This is a genomic window from Streptomyces sp. AC550_RSS872 (assembly GCF_019049285.1).
GTDB lineage: Bacteria > Actinomycetota > Actinomycetes > Streptomycetales > Streptomycetaceae > Streptomyces.
The window spans coordinates 18,314-37,909 of record NZ_JAGMUL010000046.1; the positions used below are offsets into that span (position 1 = coordinate 18,314).

At 71.3% G+C, this 19,596-nt stretch carries 17 protein-coding genes; 6 read left to right on the forward strand and 11 right to left on the reverse strand.

Features of this window, described 5'->3' with window-relative positions:
- Nucleotides 1-96: 96 nt before the first annotated feature.
- Nucleotides 97-1,527 (reverse strand): family 2B encapsulin nanocompartment shell protein, encoded by a 1,431-nt coding sequence (locus KUM44_RS20785; RefSeq protein ID WP_217209733.1) that lies wholly within the window; start codon nt 1,525-1,527, stop codon nt 97-99.
- A gap of 293 nt (nt 1,528-1,820) precedes the next feature.
- Nucleotides 1,821-2,828 carry a zinc-binding alcohol dehydrogenase family protein gene (locus tag KUM44_RS20790; protein WP_217209800.1) on the reverse strand — a complete coding sequence of 336 codons (1,008 nt, stop codon included), beginning with the start codon at nt 2,826-2,828 and terminating at the stop codon, nt 1,821-1,823.
- A 151-nt stretch (nt 2,829-2,979) separates the two neighbouring features.
- On the opposite strand from KUM44_RS20790, the gene KUM44_RS20795 reads away from it, so the two are divergent.
- A complete protein-coding gene (locus tag KUM44_RS20795; RefSeq protein ID WP_217209735.1) occupies nt 2,980-3,783 on the forward strand; it encodes a VOC family protein in 804 nt (267 codons plus the stop codon).
- Nucleotides 3,784-3,830: 47 nt separating this feature from the next.
- Nucleotides 3,831-4,511: a ribonuclease H gene (locus KUM44_RS20800; RefSeq protein ID WP_217209737.1), complete on the forward strand. Its 681-nt coding sequence runs from the start codon at nt 3,831-3,833 to the stop codon at nt 4,509-4,511.
- Between the two features lie 18 nt (nt 4,512-4,529).
- Here KUM44_RS20800 and KUM44_RS20805 read toward each other — a convergent pair whose 3' ends face one another.
- Together KUM44_RS20805 and KUM44_RS20810 are read right to left on the reverse strand one after the other, a co-directional pair.
- Nucleotides 4,530-5,354 (reverse strand): tyrosinase family protein, encoded by an 825-nt coding sequence (locus KUM44_RS20805; protein WP_217209739.1) that lies wholly within the window; start codon nt 5,352-5,354, stop codon nt 4,530-4,532.
- 35 nt (nt 5,355-5,389) lie between these two features.
- Nucleotides 5,390-5,761, reverse strand: coding sequence for a tyrosinase cofactor (locus KUM44_RS20810; RefSeq protein ID WP_217209741.1), 372 nt, complete (start codon nt 5,759-5,761; stop codon nt 5,390-5,392).
- Nucleotides 5,762-6,101: 340 nt separating this feature from the next.
- Here KUM44_RS20810 and KUM44_RS20815 point away from each other — a divergent pair, with 340 nt between their 5' ends.
- The gene (locus KUM44_RS20815) at nt 6,102-7,319 is read left to right on the forward strand and encodes an FAD-dependent monooxygenase (RefSeq protein ID WP_308402680.1); all 1,218 of its coding nucleotides are present in this window, start codon (nt 6,102-6,104) and stop codon (nt 7,317-7,319) included.
- A gap of 7 nt (nt 7,320-7,326) precedes the next feature.
- Here the strand turns inward: KUM44_RS20815 and KUM44_RS20820 are convergent, their stop codons facing one another.
- Nucleotides 7,327-9,015, reverse strand: coding sequence for a cholesterol oxidase substrate-binding domain-containing protein (locus KUM44_RS20820; RefSeq protein WP_217209743.1), 1,689 nt, complete (start codon nt 9,013-9,015; stop codon nt 7,327-7,329).
- Nucleotides 9,016-9,152: 137 nt separating this feature from the next.
- On the opposite strand from KUM44_RS20820, the gene KUM44_RS20825 reads away from it, so the two are divergent.
- On the forward strand, nt 9,153-10,136 hold the full coding sequence (locus tag KUM44_RS20825; protein WP_217209744.1) for an aldo/keto reductase: 984 nt from the start codon (nt 9,153-9,155) through the stop codon (nt 10,134-10,136).
- 73 nt (nt 10,137-10,209) lie between these two features.
- Nucleotides 10,210-10,692, forward strand: a complete 483-nt coding sequence (locus KUM44_RS20830) for a DUF6328 family protein (RefSeq protein WP_217209745.1) — start codon at nt 10,210-10,212, stop codon at nt 10,690-10,692.
- A gap of 26 nt (nt 10,693-10,718) precedes the next feature.
- Here the strand turns inward: KUM44_RS20830 and KUM44_RS20835 are convergent, their stop codons facing one another.
- Together KUM44_RS20835 and KUM44_RS20840 are read right to left on the reverse strand one after the other, a co-directional pair.
- Nucleotides 10,719-11,762, reverse strand: a complete 1,044-nt coding sequence (locus KUM44_RS20835; protein WP_217209746.1) for a hypothetical protein — start codon at nt 11,760-11,762, stop codon at nt 10,719-10,721.
- 69 nt (nt 11,763-11,831) lie between these two features.
- On the reverse strand, nt 11,832-12,803 hold the full coding sequence (locus tag KUM44_RS20840; RefSeq protein WP_217209747.1) for an LLM class F420-dependent oxidoreductase: 972 nt from the start codon (nt 12,801-12,803) through the stop codon (nt 11,832-11,834).
- A gap of 166 nt (nt 12,804-12,969) precedes the next feature.
- Here KUM44_RS20840 and KUM44_RS20845 point away from each other — a divergent pair, with 166 nt between their 5' ends.
- The gene (locus tag KUM44_RS20845; RefSeq protein ID WP_217209749.1) at nt 12,970-14,406 is read left to right on the forward strand and encodes a serine hydrolase; all 1,437 of its coding nucleotides are present in this window, start codon (nt 12,970-12,972) and stop codon (nt 14,404-14,406) included.
- Here the strand turns inward: KUM44_RS20845 and KUM44_RS20850 are convergent, their stop codons facing one another.
- The 4 genes from KUM44_RS20850 to KUM44_RS20865 all read right to left on the reverse strand — a co-directional run bounded on the left by KUM44_RS20850 (nt 14,407) and on the right by KUM44_RS20865 (nt 19,399).
- Entirely contained in the window at nt 14,407-16,014 is a 1,608-nt protein-coding gene (locus tag KUM44_RS20850) for a serine/threonine-protein kinase (RefSeq protein ID WP_217209751.1), read from the reverse strand. It abuts the gene before it with no gap.
- A 156-nt stretch (nt 16,015-16,170) separates the two neighbouring features.
- Nucleotides 16,171-17,130 (reverse strand): threonine/serine dehydratase, encoded by a 960-nt coding sequence (locus tag KUM44_RS20855; RefSeq protein WP_217209753.1) that lies wholly within the window; start codon nt 17,128-17,130, stop codon nt 16,171-16,173.
- A 137-nt stretch (nt 17,131-17,267) separates the two neighbouring features.
- Complete coding sequence (locus tag KUM44_RS20860) at nt 17,268-18,302, reverse strand: polyprenyl synthetase family protein (RefSeq protein ID WP_217209755.1); 1,035 nt, start codon at nt 18,300-18,302, stop codon at nt 17,268-17,270.
- Nucleotides 18,299-19,399 carry a tetratricopeptide repeat protein gene (locus tag KUM44_RS20865; protein ID WP_217209803.1) on the reverse strand — a complete coding sequence of 367 codons (1,101 nt, stop codon included), beginning with the start codon at nt 19,397-19,399 and terminating at the stop codon, nt 18,299-18,301. Before KUM44_RS20865 ends, KUM44_RS20860 begins: the two co-directional genes overlap by 4 nt.
- Nucleotides 19,400-19,596: the final 197 nt, after the last annotated feature.

The following is a 19,596-nucleotide window of genomic DNA, read 5'->3' on the forward strand; positions in this document are numbered from 1 at the left end:
GCGCGACCAGCCACGATGCTGCCGCAGACGAGCGAGGGCACATCGGGGCCCCGCGGCGGAGCCGCATGTCGACACAGCCGGCGGAGCGCTGGGCGGTCACTCGGCCGTCCGGCCGATCTGGGCGTTCTCCAGGATCCCGACCGCGTCGGGGACGAGGATCGCCATCGAGTAGTAGGCGGTGACGAGGTAGCGGATGATCGAGTTGGTGTCGATGCCCATGAACCGCACGTTCAGGCCCGGCTGGAACTCCTCCGGGAGCCCCGTCTGGTACAGGCCGATGGCGCCCTGGTCGCCCTCGCCGGTGCGCAGCGCGATGATGCTGGTGGTGTGCTGCGCACTGATCGGGATCTTGTTGCACGGGAAGATCGGGACACCGCGCCAGGCGGGGATCTCGTGCCCGTCGACGTTCGCGGTGCCGGGCACCAGGCCGCGCCGGTTGCACTGCCGGAAGAAGGCCGCGATGGCTTTCGGGTGGGCGATGAACAGCTTGGTCTTGCGGCGCATGGAGAGCAGTTCGTCCATGTCGTCCGGGGTCGGCGGACCCGTGAAGGTGGGGACGCGCTGCCCGTAGTCGGCGTTGTGCAGCAGCCCGAACTCCCGGTTGTTCACCAGCTCCCACTCCTGGCGTTCGCGGATCTCCTCGACGATCAGACGCAGCTGCTGCTCGGTCTGGTTCATCGGGTCGTTGAAGAGGTCCGCGACCCTGGTGTGGACCCGCAGCACGGTCTGGGTGAGCGACAACTCGTACTCGCGAGGCGCGAGTTCGTAGTCGACGTAGCCCCCGTTGATCGTCGGCTCGCCGACATGGCCCGCCTGCACCGGGACGTCGGCCTCGCCCTTGCGGTTCATGGGCAGGTTCTGGCGTTCGGCGTACGCCGCCAGGTGCGCTGCCAGGGACGGCACGCGGTCGGTGAACTCCGTCACCACGGTCCAGGGCAGTGCCAACAGCACGCCCGAGGTCTCGGCCCGCACCGAGCTCAGCCACAGCGGGTCGGCCTGGCCGATGGCCTCGTCGCCGATCTGGTCGCCGTCGGTGACGACCCCGACGATCTCCTCCTCGCCGTACTTGCCCTCGGTGAAGCGGGTGAACCGGCCGTGCACGACGAGGTAGGCCTCATGGATCGGCTGCCCCGCCTCGACGAGCACCTGGCCGGCGCGGACCTCACGCACCCGGAACCGGGTCGCGACCTCCTTGAGCACATCGAGGTCGGAGTAGCCGCGCAGCACGGGGAGTTCGGTGAGCGTCTGAGGGATGACCTTGATGTCGTCGGCGCCGTTCTGCTCGAACTGCACCCGGCCGCGGCCCACGCGGAGCTGGAGGCGCCGGTTGACGCGGTAGGTGCCGCCCTTGACGTCGACCCACGGGAGCATCTTCAGCAGCCATCGCGAGGAGATGGCCTGCATCTGCGGTTCGGACTTGGTGGTCGTGGTGAGCTGGCGTGCGGCCTGGGTGCTGAGACTGGTGAGTTGTCCGTCGGTGGCGGGCTCGTCGGCTGCGGGTCCGGTGACGCTGTCGGGTACGGACACGTATTGCTCCCTGGAGGGTGATCAGGCGTGAGCGAAGTGGTCGATGACGACGGGTGGGCGGTGACGACGGCAACCTGTGGGCGCGTGACGAGGGCTGCCTCGTGGCACGGGTGAGCCGTACGCGCCGCAGGGACAAGCCAAACAGCGCAGGTGGTGGGCCTGGTACGGCGTGAAGGGGGCGGTTTGGCCTCCTGGGTGGCGCAAACCCTCCCTGGAAGCAGAGGGCACACGCGCCCGTGCTCCCACGCCGGTCGCGTTCGTCTCGACGTGCGGGCGCGAGGAGCGCGAGAGCCTCAGGACAGGTCGTCGACCAGCACGGCGGCTCCGTCGAACCGCCCTGCCTTGAGATCCCGCAGCGCCTCGTCCGCCCGCGTCATCGGATAGGTGTGCGTCGTGGCGTGTACGGCGTGTTCGGCGGCGAGCGCCAGGAACTCCCGGCCGTCCTCACGCGTGTTGGAGGTGACGCTGCGCAGCTGCTTCTCGTAGAAGAGCTCGCTCTCGTAGCGCAGCGCGGGGACGTCGGTGAGGTGGATGCCCGCGAGCGCCAGCGTTCCGCCCCGGTCGAGGGCCCGCAGAGCCAACGGGACCAGCTCGCCGGCCGGTGCGAACAGGATCGCGCTGTCCAGTGCCTCCGGCGGCATCTCGTACGGGTCCCGGGCAGAGGCGGCACCCAGTTCGAGCGCGAGCCGCCGCGCGGCCGCCCCGCGGGTGAGGACGTGCACGGTGGCGCCCTCGGCCATCGCCACCTGTGCACACAGATGAGCACTGCCACCGAAGCCGTACAGTCCGAGCCGCCCGCCCGGCGGCAGCGCCGACCGTCGCAGCGCGCGATGCCCGATGATCCCGGCGCACAGCAGCGGCGCGCACGCCACGTCGTCCAGTCCCTCGGGCAGCCGGTAGGCGAACGCGGCCGGCACGGTGGTGTACTCGGCGTATCCACCGTCGGCGTCCCAGCCGGTGTACGACGAGGCCGGGCACAGGTTCTCCGCGCCCCGCGCGCAGTAGCCGCACGACCCGTCGGTCCGCCGCAGCCAGGCCACCCCCACCCGCTCCCCGCCGCCGAAGCCGTGCACCGCCGCCCCGCACCGCGCGACCACGCCGACGACCTCGTGCCCCGGCGTCACGGCAGGCCGGTGCACCGGAAGGTCACCCTCGGTGACGTGCAGATCAGTACGGCACACCCCGCACGTCCGCACCCGCACCAGCAGCTCGTCGTCCCCCGGCACCGGAACCGGCTTCTCCACCAGCCGCAGCGACGCCGCCTCGACCGGCCCCGGCTCGATCACCGACCACGCGCGCATCGTCCCGTCCGCCATACCGTGTCCCGTCCGCAGCCCGGCAGCCGTCCACCCCCAGTCTGGAACGGAACCGGGCATTCGGCGCGCGGCCCGACTCCCCGGTGGCTAGCGTAAGAATCCGGACAACTCACCGATCCGGGAGAGGGCCGCAGCCATGGCCGTGAAACCTGAAGGAACCCCCGTCTGGGCCGACGCGATGTTCACCGACCTCGAGGGGGCCAAGAGCTTCTACGGCGAGGTCCTCGGCTGGACGTTCGGCGAGGAGTCGTCGGAGTACGGCAACTACACGCAGGCCTACGCGAACGGCAAGGCGGCGGCCGCGGTCGTCCCGCCCATGCCGGGTCAGGAGGGCCAGTCGCAGTGGTGCCTCTACTTCGCCTCCCCCGACGCCGCCGCCACCGCCGCCAGGATCCGTGAGAACGGCGGCGAGATCCTGATGGAGCCGATGGCGGTCGGCGACTTCGGCAGCATGTGCCTGGCCCGCGACCCCGGCGGCGTCGTCTTCGGGGTGTGGCAGGCAGGCACCCACGAGGGCTTCGACGCTGAGATGCGGGAACCCGGCGCCTTCTGCTGGGCGGAGATCTTCACCCGCGCCCCGGAGAAGTCCGACACCTTCTTCCCCGCCGTCTTCGGCTACGGGCAGCGGCAGATGCAGGACGACGCGATCGACTTCCGGCTCTACACCCTGGGCGGCGAGACCATGGCCCTGGGCCGGATGAAGATGACCGACGACTTCCCGCCCGAGGTCCCGCCCTACATCAACGTCTACTTCAACGTGCCCGACTGCGACGACGCCGTCGCCAAGGCGACCAAGCTCGGCGCCGTCCTGCGCTTCGGCCCGATGAGCAGCCCGTTCGGCCGGTTCGCGGCGCTGAGCGACCCCCAGGGCGCGAACTTCTCGGTGATCGACACCAGCACCACCGAGGGCGACATGCCGGAGCTCACCGAAGTCTCCTGACCGGCTCCCCGACCGGGCGTCCCGCCCGCTCATGGCATGATCGGCACATGCTTGAACGTGTTGTGGCCGCGTGCGACGGGGCTTCGAAGGGAAACCCCGGGCCCGCGGCCTGGGCCTGGGTCATCGCCGACGAGACGGAGACCCCGGCCCGCTGGGAGGCGGGGCCGCTCGGCAGGGCCACCAACAACGTCGCGGAACTCACCGCGCTGGAACGCCTGCTCGCGGCGACCGACCCCGGCGTACCGCTGGAGATCCGCATGGACTCGCAGTACGCCATGAAGGCCGTCACCACCTGGCTGCCGGGCTGGAAGCGCAACGGCTGGAAGACGTCGGCCGGCAAGCCGGTCGCCAACCAGGAACTGGTCGTGCGCATCGACGAACTGCTCGACGGCCGCACGGTCGAGTTCCGCTACGTCCCCGCCCACCAGGTCGACGGCGACCCGCTCAACGACTTCGCCGACCGCGCCGCCAGCCAGGCCGCCGTCGTACAGGAGCCGGCGGGCAGCGGCCTGGGCTCCCCGGAGCCGCCGCCCTCCCCGGACACCCCGTCGGCCAAGGCCCCGCGCCGCAAGGCGGCGGCGCCCCGGAAGAACGGCAGCTCCTCGCGCACCATCAAGGCCAAGTTCCCCGGCCGCTGCATCTGCGGTCGCGGCTACGCGGCGGGCGAGCCCATCGCCAAGAACCCCCAGGGCTGGGGCCACCCGGAGTGCCGTACCGCGCAGGCGTGACGACGAGCCCGGTGGGGCTCAGGCCGCGTGGAACGTGTAGTGCGCGGTGTGGTCCAGCAGGTCTGCCGGACGCACGTCGTTCCAGGGCCTCATCGTGTCGCCCAGATCGACCACGTTCGGCGTCCCGGCGGCCGGCACATAGCCGGAGCCGGGGTGCCGTCGCTGCCAGTCCGCCCATAGCTTGTCGATGTAGGCGTGATGCAGCCAGAACACCGGGTCGTTCGGCGACACGCCGGTCGCCATCTGTCCGCCGACCCATACATGGACCCGGTTGTGCAGATTGACGCCGCGCCAGCCTTCCAGGTGGTTGCGGAAACCGTCCGACCCGCTGTTCCAGGGCGCCATGTCGTACACCGGCATGGCGAGCACGGACTCCACCTCGGCCCGGGTCGGCAACTCCCGTACGGCGGCACCGAGCGAGCGACGCAGAAACGTACGGCCGTCGACCCGTACGTTGATCGGCCAGTTGCCGGCCGACGCCGCGAACGGTCCGTCCATCACCTGTCCGTCGCGGCTGCGCCCGGTGCCGCCGAGGAAGTCGGGCGCCCACAGCGAGGACCGTATGGAGCGGTCGGTGCTCCAGTCCCAGTACGGCAGCGCCACCGAGGCGTCCACCTCCTGCACGGCACGCTCGAATTCCAGCAGGAATCTGCGGTGCCAGGGCAGGAAGGACGGTGAACGGTGGCCGACGCGCTCTCCGTTGTCGGTGTCACCGACGATGAAGGCGTTGTGCGTGGTGACGAACGCGTCGTAGCGGCCGTTGCGCTTCAGCTCCAGAAGGGCGGCGACGAATCGACGCTTCTCGTCGGCGGTGAGCAGGGCCTGGTTCTTGCGGACGGTCATGGTCGCTGGTGCTCCAAGGTGCGGGTGCGGAAGGTTCAGTTGGCGGGGAAGGGCAGCAGCTCGGCGCCCTGGAGCTCGTCCACGGCGGCACGGGCCGCGGCGCGCGGGGTGGGGACCGGGTCGTAGTGGCTGACGACGCTGATCCAGCTGCCGTCGGCGTTGCGCATCACATGCAGCTCCACCCCGTCGACGAACACGGCGTATCCGGCAACGTGATGGTGATGGCCGCCGCCCGAGGACGGCCCGCCCTGTATCCGGCGGCCCTTGTAGACCTCGTCGAAGGACGGCAGGGCGTGGTGGTCCGATCCGGCGGCGGACGCGGTGAGGGCGGTGACCGCCGGGACACCGGCCGAGGTGGCGAGGACGGCCGCGGCGGTGAGCGCGCGGCGACGGCTGAGTTCCGGCATGCGGGCCTCCTGGGTTCGTTCGGATGACTGCTCCGCATGCCTACCGGGCCGGATGAGAGCGGGAGAAATCGGTCCGGAGGGGTTGGCTGCGATCCGGACAAGTGCCCACATGTCGTGCAGAGTTGAACGAAGATGATCTTGCCGTGAAGGGTCCTCGCGGATGCCGGAAGGGGGAATTCCTTCTCTCGGGGGTCGTGTTTCGGGTAGTCCTTCGCGGGCGGATGGGCCATGAGTGGGCTGTCTCACCGTTCGAATCTGGCGCGATCCCGAATGTCGGGATCAAGGGCCCCCGCCTTGCTACTCTGCGGGATGATATGACCGTTTTAGACCATTTCTAGGGGTGCGCGTGAAGGTCGCCTGCATCGGTGGCGGGCCCGCCGGCCTGTATCTCTCGATTCTGCTGAAGCTGCGGGATCCGTCCCACGACATCACCGTCTACGAACGCAGCCCGGAGGGCTCCACCTACGGCTGGGGCGTCACCTACTGGCGCGGACTGCTCGACAAACTGTGCGAACACGACCCCGTGTCCGCCCGCACCATCGAGGAGAGCTCGGTGCGCTGGAGCGAGGGCGTCGCCCACGTCCGGGGCCGCACGACCCGCAGACCCGGCGACGCGGGGTACGGCATCGGCCGCCACCGGCTGCTGGAGATCCTCGCCGAACGCGCCCGCTCACTGGACGTACGCCTGAGGTTCGAGAAGGAGATCACGCCGGGGAACCTGCCCGCCGCCGACCTGGTCGTGGCGAGCGACGGCGTCCACAGCGCCCTGCGCGCCCGGTACGCCGACCACTTCGGTACGGAGAGCAGAGCAGGCCGCAACCGCTACATCTGGCTCGGCACCAGCAAGGCCTTCGAGGCCTTCACCTTCTCCTTCGTCGAGTCGGGCCACGGCTGGATCTGGTGCTACGGCTACGGCTGCGGCCCCGACGCCGGCACCTTCGTCGTCGAATGCGCCCCCGAGACCTGGACCGGCCTCGGCTTCGACACCGCGTCCGAGGCCGAAGCCCTGGCCGTGCTGGAGAAGGTCTTCGCCGGTGTCCTCGACGGCCACCCCCTCATGGGCCGCTCCGGTGCCGACGGCAAGGCGCAGTGGCAGACCTTCCGCACCCTGACCAACCGCACCTGGTACCGCGACAACCTGGTCCTGCTGGGCGACGCCGCCCACACCACCCACTACTCCATCGGCGCCGGGACCACCCTCGCCGTGGAGGACGCCGCCGCCCTCGCCGGCGCTCTGCACGAGCACGCCACCCTCCCGCAGGCCCTCGCCCACTACCAACAGCGGCGCCAGCAGGACCTGCTGGCCATCCAGAGCGCGGCCCACTACAGCGCCCGCTGGTACGAGAACCTGCCCCGCTACATCCATCTGCCCCCGCAGCAGATGTTCGCCCTGCTCGGCCAGCGCCACTCGCCCCTGCTGCCCTATGTGCCGCCGCAGCTGTACTACCGGCTGGACCGGGCGGCCGGACAGTCGGAGGCATGGCGGCGTCTGAAGCAATGGCTCGGAGTGAAGGTCGCGCGCACCGTGCACGCCAGGACCCTGGCCTCCCGCGAGTGACCGTGCCTCACCGCAGCAGCCGGTCGAGGAAGACGTTGCCGAACACCCCGTGCGGGTCGAACCGGTCCAGGGCCGCGGAAGCCCGACCCCACCCGTCCTCCCCGAAGGTGCTGGGCACGACCGCGCCCAGCACCTCGCCGTCGCTCCAGGCGGCGTCCCGCGTGTAGGCCCAGCCCTTCGACCACTCGACCCGCGTCATGGCGTACTCGCCGTCGAAGGTGCGCAGCAGGAACCGCTCCATCTGGCTGAGGAACACCTCCGCGTGCGGCGTGCCCGGCAGTGTCAGGATGTTCAGCCACACGGCGGTGTCCCACTCGGGACGGTCACCGCGCGGCGCGAGCGCCGACAGCAGCGGGGCCCGTGCCCCGTCCACGCCGACGTCCGCCGGATCGTCGAGCCCCGTCACCCGGATCTCCACCGACCCGTTGACCGGGAACTGCCCCCGGTCGGCGTACGCCGAGAGGCGCTCCCGGTAGAAGGCCGTGAACTCCGCGACCACACGCTGCACTTGATCCCTGCTGGTCAGCACCGCGTAGCCGTTCGTGGCGATCCTCAGCGTCGTCGGCCGCAGATACAGCAGCGTGTTCTTCGACGGCCCCCAGATGTCCGCCGACAGCGTCGTCACCAGCCCGAGCGCGGCCGCGTCGTACTGCGTGTTGCCCAGCACCGGCGCCAGATACCAGGCCCCGTCCGACACCATCCGCCCGACCAGGTCCGCGACCGGGGTCGGGACACTGTCGGAGAACGGGTAGTTGTACGGCGTCCGAACGTGCCGCGAGGTCAGCGGCCGGGTGGGGGAGACGCTCCACACCTTCAGCCACGGGTGCTCGGTGAAGGCGAACCAGATCGCCTCCACGCGCCCGGCCCGGTCGAGAAAGCTGGCGAGGGTGCGTCCTTCGGCGCCGGGCGCGGCGAAGAGCTCGCCGGCCGGGATGTCCGTACGGCTGACGCACCGCAGGTTGTTGTTCGCGCCCACCCGCAGCACGACCTCGGTGACCAGGGCGCGCCCCAGATGAGTGAGCAGCGCGGCGCAGTCCGCCTCGGCACGGTCGAACGATCGCAGCACGTACGCGCCGGCCGACTCGTCCCAGACGACGGCCGTCAGCGACAGCACGAGATTGCTCAGCGAGCCGTACGTGTGCCCGGGCAGCCGCTGCTCGCCCTGTGCCGGTACGGCGGTGCCGTGCGCGTCGATGGCCAGGGCGCCGCCGAGCGTGAGGTTGCCGGGCGCGGGCGCGGCGGTGACGCCGAGGCCGTGCTCCTCCAGACAGGTGAGCAGGGCCTCCAGGGTGACGCCGGTGCCGGCGCGCACGGAGGTCGGGGACTCCAGGGACAGGCCGGTCAGATGGGCGCCGGTGTCGACGAGGAGGACCGGCGCGTCCGACGACGTGCCCGGCGTGATCGTCAGCGGGGACCAGCCGTGCGAGGAACCCCGGGCGCGGACTCTCCGTCCGTGCCGCCACGCCCAGTTGACGACGGCCAGTACCTGCTCCGGGCTCTGCGGAGCGCAGGCCCACAGCCCGTCGGCGGTGATCTCGCCGACCCAGTTGCGATACGCCGAGCGGTACGGCGCCACGTCCGTCGGGAAGTCCGGCAACTCCTGGGCGGCGACGGCCGGATCCGCCGGGAGAAGAGTCGGTGCGGCCGCCAGGGCGGCGGCGCGGAGGAAGCCCCTGCGGCTGAAGTCGTCGTTCACAGGCTCAAGCTAGGGATCGGCTTGACAGTCCCCGCGGGCCTGTCGATCCGGTTCACCCGTGTGAGTGATGGATTCACAGGTAACGGCACGGAGGGGGCCGTTCCGCGCACGTGGACGACCAATGACACACTGACGCCATGGACGAGCGTGTAATCGGTAGGTCGGGTCAGCGGGCATCCGTCGTCGGTCTGGGGACGTGGCAGCTGGGCGCCGACTGGGGAGACGTCGACGACAAGGAAGCACTGGCGGTGCTGGAGGCCGCGGTCGAGTCGGGGGTGACCTTCTTCGACACGGCCGACGTCTACGGCGACGGGCGCAGCGAGCAGACCATCGCCGCCTTCCTGCGCGGCAGGCCCGAACTGGACATCTTCGTGGCGACCAAGATGGGCCGCCGCGTCGACCAGATCCCCGAGAACTACGTTCTCGACAACTTCCGCGCCTGGAACGACCGTTCGCGGCGCAACCTCGGTGTGGACCGCCTGGACCTGGTCCAGCTGCACTGCCCGCCGACACCGGTCTACTCCACGGACGAGGTGTTCGACGCCCTGGACACCCTGGTCGCCGAGGAGCGCATCGCCCACTACGGCGTCAGCGTGGAGACCTGCGAGGAGGCGCTGACCGCGATCGCCCGGCCGGGTGTCGCGAGCGTGCAGATCATCCTCAACCCGTTCCGCATGAAGCCGCTGCGCGAGGTGCTGCCCGCCGCCGAGAAGGCGGGCGTCGGCATCATCGCGCGCGTTCCGCTGGCCTCCGGCCTGCTGTCGGGCAAGTACACCAAGGACACCGTCTTCCCCGCGAACGACCACCGCACCTACAACCGGCACGGCGAGTCCTTCGACCAGGGCGAGACCTTCTCCGGCGTCGACTACGAGTCGGGCGTCGAGGCGGCCGTCGAGTTCGCCGCCCTGGCCCCCGAGGGCTTCACGCCGGCCCAGTTGGCGCTGCGCTGGATCATCCAGCAGCCCGGCGTGACCACCGTGATCCCGGGCGCCCGCTCCCCGGAGCAGGCCCGCGCCAACGCGGCCGCCGCGGCGCTGCCGGAGCTGTCCGAGGACACGCTCACCGCCGTCCGAGACCTCTACGACCGGCGGATCAAGGACCAGGTGGAGGGCCGCTGGTAGCCGCATACGGCGCGGGAGTGGTCCCCGGCGCCCCGCAGTTTGAGCGGGACACGCCGGGGTTACCCGTAGCCGCATGACCGAGCAGGCACGGCGGACAGGCCGCGACGAGAGCGAGGACGAGCGGGCCGACCGCATGTGGGGTGAGCTCCTCCAAGAGGTCCGCGTGGCCCAGATGGGCGTGCAGATCCTGTTCGGCTTCCTGCTCACGGTCGTCTTCACACCCAAGTACGACACCCTGGGCGACACTAACAAGACGATCTACATCGTGACCGTCGTGCTGGGTGCCACCGCCACCGGAGCCATGATCGGTCCGGTGTCGCTGCACCGTCTGGTGTCCGGGCGGCGCATCAAACCGCAGGCCGTGACATGGGCCTCGCGGCTGACCTTCGTCGGCCTGATCCTGCTCCTCGCCACGTCGGCGTCCTCGCTCCTGCTGATCCTCAGGGTCGCCACCCACGACGGCTACGTCCCCTGGCTCGTCGCCGGGGTGGTCGTCTGGTACCTGCTGTGCTGGTTCGTGCTCCCGCTGTGGACGCGCCGCCGCTACACGGAGTGAGCGGCGGCGCCACCCGGAGCGAGTGATCACTTCTCCCGCGCAGGGCCTCCCTGCGCGCCGCGCAGCGCCGTGATGCACGTGGAAATGGCCTGCTGAAGCTCCTCCAGCCGCTGCACCATGTCGTCCTCCACGAACTCCTGCACATCGTCGAAGGTCAGCTCCTCGAAGACCTTCGTCGCCTTTTGCAGGCTGCTGTAGAACTTCGTCCGCCGCTCCTGCACCCGCAGCTCGGGGTCGGCCTCCACGGTCTCGGCGACGAGGGTCTTCATGGTGTCGTAGGCCTCGGTGGCCCACTCACCGGTGTCCTCGTCGTCCTCCAGCTCCTCGATGAGGGACAGATGCCGCTCGGCCTCCTGGCGCACGTCGACCGGAGCGTCGACGGTCTGCCCGGCGGGGGTCTTGATCTGGCCGGACTCGGCGATCTGACGGACGTAACCGATCCGGTCGGCCGCGCGGCTCTCCGTGGCGACGGCCTTCTTCAGGTCGTCGGTGCGCACGACGTCCCGCGCCAACTCGGCCTGGAGGTCCGGGTCCTCGCGGACCCGGTCCAGGAGCGCCTGGCGGGCCGCACGGGCCGTCGAGGGGTCGGCGAGGATCGCGGCACGCAGCGCCGTGGGGTTCTCGGCGACCTCCAGGGCCTTCGTCGGGCGGATGCCCTCGGCCTCGGCGGCCTCGGTGATGGCGGTGCCCCGCTCGGACGTGGCGCTGTTGCGGGAGACGTAGTAGCCGAGCCACACGTCGGCGTCGGGCAGCTCCACGTCCTGGCCCGGCGCGAGCGCCTCGAAGTGCGGGACGAGACCGTCGTCGGCGGCCCGGTCCCAGGCCTTGTAGTAGCGCATCACGCGGTCGGGCGAGCAGCCGGCGAGCTCGGCGAACTCCTTCGCCGACACCTTCGGCGTCTCGCCCGCGCCCTGGCCGCCGGGCCGCACGCTGCGCGCCACCATCAGGCCGAAGGCCCACCCTCCGGTCCGCGCGTAGACCCCGAACTCGCGCGCGTCGCGGGCGACGAGGTCGGACAGCGGGGCCTGGGGCGAGGGGGACGTCTCGGGCGGGACGAACGCCAGTGTCACGGAAGACTCTCCTGTCGGGGCTGCGCGGACGGCAGAAGTGCAGACCGGCAGCTTATGGCACCCGCGCGGTCAGCCGAGCGCGTCCCGCAGCGCGGGCAGCAGCGTCTTCTGCGCCCAGTCGATGTACGGCAGCTGAGTGTCGCCGCCGATCTGCACCAGGGCGATCTCGGTGAAGCCCGCCTCGGCGTACGGGCGCACGGCCTCGACGAAGGCATCCGGGTCGTCGCCGCACGGGATCGAGTCGGCGACGTCGTCCGGGGTGACGAACTGGGTCGCCGCCTCGAAGGAGTCCGGGTGCGGCAGCTCCGAGTTGACCTTCCAGCCTCCGGCGAACCAGCGGAACTGGGAGTGGGCGCGCTTGACCGCGGTGTCCCGGTCGGGGTCGAAGCACACCGGCAACTGCCCCACGCGCGGCTTTCCCTCGCCGCCGTGCCGGTCGAACGCCGCCAGCAGCTCGCCCTCGGGCTCCGTGGCGATCACCAGGTCGCCGAGCCTGCCCGCGAGCTCGCACGACTGGTCCCCGGAGACGGCGATGCCGATGGGCGGGGGCTGGTCCGGCAGGTCCCACAGCTGGGCCGACTCCACGTCGAAGTGCGTGCCACGACGGTTCACATGACCACCCTCGAACAGCCCGCGGATGATCTCCACCGCCTCCTGAAGCATCTCGTGCCGCACATCCACGGCCGGCCAACCACCGCCCACCACATGCTCGTTGAGGTTCTCACCCGAGCCGAGCCCCAGCCGGAACCGGCCCTCCGACAGCAGCTGCATCGTGGCCGCCTTCTGCGCGACCACGGCCGGGTGGTAGCGGAACGTCGGACACGTCACATAGGTCATCAGCGGAATCCGCGACGTGGCCTGGGCCGCCGCGCCCAGCACACTCCACGCGTACGGCGAGTGACCCTGCGAACGCAGCCACGGAAAGTAGTGGTCCGAGGTCACGGAGAAGTCGAAGCCGGCCTCCTCGGCGCGGACCAGGTGGTCCACCAGCTCACGGGTGCCGGCCTGCTCGGTCATCATCGTGTATCCGATCTGCACCATGGGGGCCGAGTCCCCGGACACGGGTGGGGAAAACGGTACGCAGGGGGCGGGAAGCCGGCGGGTGTTCGCAAAAGCCCGTGGATGCTGTGCGGGGCTCTGAGAACCCGCCCTGGATCCGGAGTGGGAAAACCCGGTCACCGCCCGCGGATCGGGAGAGGATGCCCGTATGCCTGCCCGTCCGCTGCCCGCCAGCGCCCCTGCTGCCCAGGGCGTCGACGCCTCCGGTGTCCTCGCCTTCCTCGACGCCCTCGACGCCGCCCCCGACATCGAGCCGCACAGTCTGATGATCCTGCGGCACGACCGCCTCGTAGCGTCCGGCTGGTGGGAGCCGTACACCCCCGAGCGGCCCCATCTCCTCTACTCGATCAGCAAGAGCTTCACCGCGACCGCCGCCGGGATCGCCGCCGGTGAGGGGCTGATTCGGCTCGACGACCCGGTGATCTCGTACTTCCCGGAGTTCGAGGCCGACGTCACCGATCCGCGCAGCCGCGCGATGCTGGTGCGGCACGTGGCGTCCATGGCCAGCGGCCACGAGAGCGACGCCCTCTTCGAGGCCCGTGACCGCGACCACGAGGACCTCGTCCGCGGGTTCCTGCTGATACCGCCGCCCCGCGACCCGGGGACCGTCTTCGCCTACAACCAGCCCGCCACGCTCACCCTCGCCGCGATCGTCCAGCGCGCCAGCGGCCAGTCGCTGATCGAGTACCTCCGGCCCCGTCTGCTGGACCCGCTCGGCATCGCAGACGTCGCGTGGCTGCGCGACGGCAAGGGCCGCGAACTCGGCTTCAGCGGGCTGCACGCCACCACCGACGCGCTCGTCCGGCTCGGGCAGTTGTACCTGCGCGGCGGCGTGTGGGAGGGCGAGCGGCTGCTGCCCGAGTGGTGGGTGGCCGAGGCCACGCGCACCCAGATCCCGAACGCAGGCGTCATGGCCGGGGAGGACTGGCAGCGGGGGTACGGCTTCAAGTTCTGGATGTCCCGGTACGGCTATCGCGGTGACGGCGCGTTCGGTCAGTTCTGTGTGGTGCTGCCCGAGCAGGACGCCGTGATCGCGACGACCGCGGACACCTGGAACATGCAGGCCCTGCTGAACCTGGTCTGGGAGCACCTGCTGCCCGCCTTCCGGCCCGGACCCCTGACCGGCGCCGAGGAGGCGGACGCGGCGCTGGCGAAGCGGCTGGCGGGTCTCGCGCTGCCGCCCGCCGCCGGCCAGCCCGCACCGCCCGAGGGCGCAGAGGCCTGGTCGACAGCCGCGTTCACCCCGGACGGCGGCGTCTGCGGGCACCTTCCCAAGCTGACCGCGATCGACCTCACGCGGGACGCGGACGGCTGGTCCCTGACACTCACCGAGGACGGGCACCCGCTACGGCTGCCGCTCGGGGACACCGGCTGGACCGTCACCGAGGGGCCGGTGCCCACCGCGGTGAGCGGCGGCTGGAGCGACGCCGACACCCTCGTAGTGGACGTCGCCTTCCTGGAGACCCCGCACCACCTGGACGTCACGTGCTCGCTCAAGGACCGTACGTTCACGGCGCGTTGGCGTACGGATCCGCTGCACAGCCTGCCGCTGCGGGCGATGTGCGCACCGCGCGCGTCGGTGTGATCAGTCCCCGGAGACCTTGAAGGTCCGCAGGACGACGTCGAGGGCCTCGCGGTTGCCGGGGTCGTCCCAGTCGGCCTCCGGGGTCGTCCAGCGAAGGGAGTAGCCGCGGTGGTCCTCGATGAGGAAACCGCGGCCGAAGGTACGGACATGGGTGCCGTCCTTCTCGGAGAGCCACTGCATGTCGGCGGCTCTGTACCCCTGGTACGTGGTCGCCTCGATGCCGCCGATCCGCTCGAACCCGGCCTGCTCCTCGAGGCCGGGCTGGACGTCGTCGCGCCAGACGGCGACGGGGTCCGGACCGAGGGCCTCGCTGTAGGTGACCGCCAGTTTGCGCGGATCGTCTTCGGCGCTGAAGATCACCCGGTACGCCACGTCCCCGGCCCGCTCGGTGCGCACTGACGTCCAGCCCTCGGGCAGGGCGACGGAGAAGCCGTCCGGCGACTTGAACGTCGAGTATCCGGGAGGCAGCTCGGCCGTGCCCGAGGGCGTGCCCGAGGACGAGGCGGTGGGCGTCGCCGGCTCCGTCGGCTCCTGTGTGGGGGAGGCGCTCGGCGTGGTGGGAGCCGGGGACGGGGCGGTCGGCGCCTCCGCGGAGGTGGACGGGCCGGGCGCCGTGCCCGCCGCCGAGGAACCCGAGTCGTCGGGCCGTTGGCCGGTCACCACGAGGACGGCTGCCGCGACCGTGACGACGGCCAGGGCGGTGCCGACGACCATGGCACGTCTGCTCCAGCCGGGCGCCACGACGCGCCGGCCCCGCAGCCGAGGCGCCGCCTGGAGCGGGGCCTCGGGGTCCTCGTTGAGGACACGGACGAACGCGTCACGGACCACCGGCCTGCTCAGCCGTTCCCGGGAGTCCTTGCGCAGCAGCCCCTGCACGGCCTGCGTGAGCGGCCCCGCCCGCACCGGGGCGCGCAGCGGAAGCCGGTCCACGCCCTTCAACGTGGCCTCGGGCCGGTCACGTTCACGGTACGGCGGGCGCCCCTCGACCATCGTGTAGAGGATCGCGCCGAGCGCCCACAGGTCGGACGCCGGGCCGATGCGCTCGTCGCGGGCCTGCTCCGGTGAGGCGTACGACGGCGCGGCGACCCTCGGCGCGAGGGTCGCGCCGGCGAGGCCGAAGCCGGTGACCACGATCGAGCCCTCGTCGCGCACGAACACCTGGCCCGGGCTCAGCTCGCCGTGCGTGATGCCCGCGACATGCGCGGCCTCCAGCACGTCGAGCAGTTCGAGGCCGATGCGGGCGGCGCGCACATGGTTGAACGCGCCCTGCTGGGTGAGAAGTTCGCCGAGCGGGATGCCGTCGACCCACTCGGTGACGATCCACAGGCTCCCGGCCTCCTCGATCGCGTCCACGACCGTGGTGACCGCGCCCGGACGCAGCAGCCCTATTCGCTCGGACGTGCGCAGAATGCGTGAGGTGGCCCGGCGCCCGTCGTCCGGGCTCGGGTCGTCGGGAAGCCCGATCTGGGTGAGGAGGCAGGGCCGCCCGGTCTCCGTCTCCTCGCCGTAGTAGCTGACGCGATTCGTCTCGCGATGGACGACATCGACGAGTCGATACCTTCCGGCGACCAACTCGGCTGCGGAGACGCGCGACTTGACCATGGCCATCCCTCGTTGAACCCCTGGCTCCCATTTCTCACAGGAAGTACGGGAGGCGAGACGGGAAGCGTTCAACGAAATCCTCAACCAAAGGGCGTTTCTTTTCCTTTAGTTCTTACGCGTGAGTAAGCTGACAAAAAGTTGAGTGAATTAAGCCAGAACACTTCAGCGAAGACCGAAATCCGTCGCCCAGCGCTGCACGTCCCCGGTCGTCGCGTTGCCCCCGCACACGACCAGCCCGAGCCGGGCGCCGTCCCCGACCCGTGCCAGAACGTACCGGGCCGCCGGCAGCAGACAGCCGGCGGCCGGCTCGGTCCACACCTTGGCGTGCTCGGCGAGGTCGAGCACGCCGCGCACCGCCTCCCGGTCCGGCACCACGAGCACCTCGTCGACCAGAGCGGACACATGGTCGTACGTCAGCCGGGACACGGCCGGCGCGCTCAGCGTGGAGACGATCGACGACAGGGCCACCGGCACGGGCTCGCCCGCCGCCAGCGCCTCGGACATGGCCTGCGCGCCCTCGGTCTCCACACCCCAGATCCGCACGCCCGGACGGCGTGCGCGCAGTGCGACGGCGACGCCCGCGATGAGCCCGCCGCCCCCGACGCTGACGATCACGTCCGTGAGTTCGCCGGCGTCGTCGGCGAGCTCCAGCCCGACGGTGCCCTGCCCCGCGATCACCAAGGGGTCGTCGAAGGGATGGACGAGCGTCAGCCCCTCGTCCCGCAACCGGGTGACGAGCGAGAACGCCCCGTCCATGTCGTCCGTCAGCCGCACCGAAGCTCCGGCGCCCCGGGCGATATCGACGGCGCGGGCCGGGGCCGAACGCGGCATCACCACGGTGGCCTTCACATCGAGGGCGGCGGCCGTCATCGCCAGGGCGATGCCGTGGTTGCCGCCGCTGACCGCCACCACCCCCGCCGCGCGCTGGGCGTCGCTCAGCGACAGCAGCTTCGCCGTCGCGCCGCGGGCCTTGAACGAGCCGGTGCGCTGGAGGAGTTCGAGCTTCGCCGTCACCGGCACACCGAGCAGGGCCGACAGGCCGGGACTGGGTACGGTCGGGGTGTGTACGACATGGCCGGCGATGAGGTCGGCCGCGGCTTCGACGTCAGAGATCCCGAGCAAGGCAGTCACCTTTCCGGCGTGGGGCGCAGTCCACACCGACTGGCACCTTGACGCGGCAGGTGGCCGAGGTCAACTCGGTTTCGCTGAGGGCGCCAAGATGCCACGACGGTCCCGTCGGCAGGCTGTGAACCGTGCTTTCACAGATCGCGCCGGACCAGGAAGTCAAGCAGCGACCGAAGTTCCCCGGCGGGCCCCGCCTCGAGCGGTACACCGGCCAGAGCCGCCTCCACGGCGGACACATGACGCCGTGCCTCCGCGAGCGCGGCCGAGCGCCCGCCAGCCTCCTCGATCAGCGCGGCCACCTCGCCGGGATCCGCGGCAGGCGACTCCAGCAGCCCGGCGAGCCGACCGGCGGCGGGCGAGTCGAACGCCGCCAGCACGGGGTACGTCTTCTTGCGCTCGCGCAGATCTCCGTACACCGGTTTGCCGGTGACCGCGGGATCGCCCCAGACCCCCAGCAGATCGTCCACCACCTGGAAGGCGACGCCCAGATGCCGTCCGGCACGGTCGAGGGCGGTGACCGTGGCGGGCGGCGCACCGCCGAGCAGGGCGCCCAGCGCGGCGGCGCAGCCCAGTAGTGCGCCCGTCTTGTGCTCGGCCATCGCCCGGTACTCGTCCGGCCGCACCCGCTCCGGGCCCGTCCAGGGGCGCGTCGCGAACAGCAGGTCGTCCGCCTGTCCGCGCACCAGATCGTGCAGGGCCACCGACAGCAGCCGCACCGCCGGCGGGCTCGCCGGTGCCGTCGCGAGCGTCTCGACGGCCAGGGCGAACAGCGCGTCACCCGCGAGGACGGCCGGTCCCGTGCCGTACGCCTGCCATACGGTGGGGCGGCCGCGCCGGGACGTGTCGCCGTCCATGATGTCGTCGTGCAGCAGGGAGAAGACGTGCACCAGCTCCACCGCGACCGCCCCGGGCACCGCGACCCGCCCGGGCGCACCGGCCGCCTCGGCGCCGAGCACGGCCAGGGCCTGACGTATGCCCTTCCCGCCGGAGGCGACGGTCGGTGCGCCGCCCACCTCGCACCAGCCGAAGGAGTACGCGGCCATCTCACCGACCCACGGATGGGTCCGCCCCACGGCCTCCCGCAGCGCGGGCAGCACCAGTGCGCGGCAGCGGTCGAGGACGTGGCGGGCGCCGACCGGCGCCTGTACTGCGGAGGGGAACGTCGTCACCGTACGGACACCGCCCCGGCCCGCTCGGCAGCACGCTCCGCAGCGCCCCCCGCCGTACCCTCCGCAGCCCTCTGCGCGGCGCCGAACTCCGCCTGCGCCCGTGCCACCATCTCCTGGGCGTGCCGCAGCCCGATCCGCTCCAACACCCCGGCCAGCTCCGTCAGTTCGGCGGCGGTCTCGGCGCGGTCGCGGCCCAGTCGGGCCAGTGACTTGACCAGCCCCAGCCGGGACAGCGCCTCCCCGCGCGGCTCGCTCATGGCGCGGAACTCCGCGAGCGCCTGCTCGTACAGGCCCCGGGCCTCGGCGTAACGCCCCGCGCGATACAGGACGTTGCCGCGCATCTTGTGGTTGTAGGCCAGCGCGCTGGACAGTTTCATCGCACGGCATGTGGTCTCCGCCTCGGACAGCAGCTCGAGCGCCCGCTCCGTGTCGCCGTCGCGCACGGAGACGATGTCGGCGAGCCCGCGCAGCGCCCAGGCGTGCCCCCGCCGGTCCTCGGCGCGCGCGGCGATCTCGGCCGCCTCCTCGAACAGGGCGTACGCCGTGTCGTACGAGCCGGTGTTGCGATGGATCTGGGCGATGCCCTCCAACGCCCACACCGTGTGCCGCGCCTCGCCGCGCCGCCGTGCCTCGGCCAGCAGCTGTTCGTGCAGCCGGTGGACGGCCTCGTAGTCACCCTGGATGCGGCCGGTCTCGGCCAGACCGGCGAGCGAGTAGCCGCGTACGACGATGTCGCCGCCGCGCTCGCCGAGGTCCGCCGCGAGCTGAAGCAGCCGCCTGGCGAGCGGGAACGCGCCGCGCTGCCGGGCCAGCGTGCCGCCGCTCCACAGCGCCCAGGCCATCGCCGCGGTGTCGCCGGCCTCCCGGGCGGCGCGATAGCTCGCCTTCCACGCCCGCTCCGCGTCCCCGACCTGTCCGAGGCGGCGGTGCGCCTCGGCGACCGCCAGCCCCGAACGCGCCGCCTCGCCGTGCTGCCCGGCCCGCTCGGCCGCTCTCAACTGCTCGGTGCCGGCGGCCAGAACGTCCGTCAGTGAGGAGTTCACGGACAGCTTGGTCAGGGAGCCCTGGTACTCCGGGGCGAATGCCTTGCCGTACATCGATGCCTCTCGATCGGTATACATGCCATCTCTACCCTGGGTGTATAGATGATGCGTATACATCATGGGTATGCACAGCGTGTATAGAGCGTTGAAAACCGGCCCTGGCCGGAAAGGGCGGCCAGGGCTTCACCTGTTGTCGATCAAGACGTCGGCAGGGCGGACGGGGTTGCTCGTGAGGCGCACATCACCTCACG

Coding starts and splice junctions, on each gene's coding strand:
- KUM44_RS20790 (WP_217209800.1), bottom strand. CDS start 2,828: ATGCGCGCGTGGTCGGTGATCGAGCCGGGGCCGGTCGAGGCGGCGTCG.
- KUM44_RS20845 (WP_217209749.1), top strand. CDS start 12,970: ATGCCTGCCCGTCCGCTGCCCGCCAGCGCCCCTGCTGCCCAGGGCGTC.
- KUM44_RS20795 (WP_217209735.1), top strand. CDS start 2,980: ATGGCCGTGAAACCTGAAGGAACCCCCGTCTGGGCCGACGCGATGTTC.
- KUM44_RS20840 (WP_217209747.1), bottom strand. CDS start 12,803: ATGGTGCAGATCGGATACACGATGATGACCGAGCAGGCCGGCACCCGT.
- KUM44_RS20810 (WP_217209741.1), bottom strand. CDS start 5,761: ATGCCGGAACTCAGCCGTCGCCGCGCGCTCACCGCCGCGGCCGTCCTC.
- KUM44_RS20830 (WP_217209745.1), top strand. CDS start 10,210: ATGACCGAGCAGGCACGGCGGACAGGCCGCGACGAGAGCGAGGACGAG.
- KUM44_RS20825 (WP_217209744.1), top strand. CDS start 9,153: ATGGACGAGCGTGTAATCGGTAGGTCGGGTCAGCGGGCATCCGTCGTC.
- KUM44_RS20850 (WP_217209751.1), bottom strand. CDS start 16,014: ATGGCCATGGTCAAGTCGCGCGTCTCCGCAGCCGAGTTGGTCGCCGGA.
- KUM44_RS20865 (WP_217209803.1), bottom strand. CDS start 19,399: ATGTACGGCAAGGCATTCGCCCCGGAGTACCAGGGCTCCCTGACCAAG.
- KUM44_RS20800 (WP_217209737.1), top strand. CDS start 3,831: ATGCTTGAACGTGTTGTGGCCGCGTGCGACGGGGCTTCGAAGGGAAAC.
- KUM44_RS20805 (WP_217209739.1), bottom strand. CDS start 5,354: ATGACCGTCCGCAAGAACCAGGCCCTGCTCACCGCCGACGAGAAGCGT.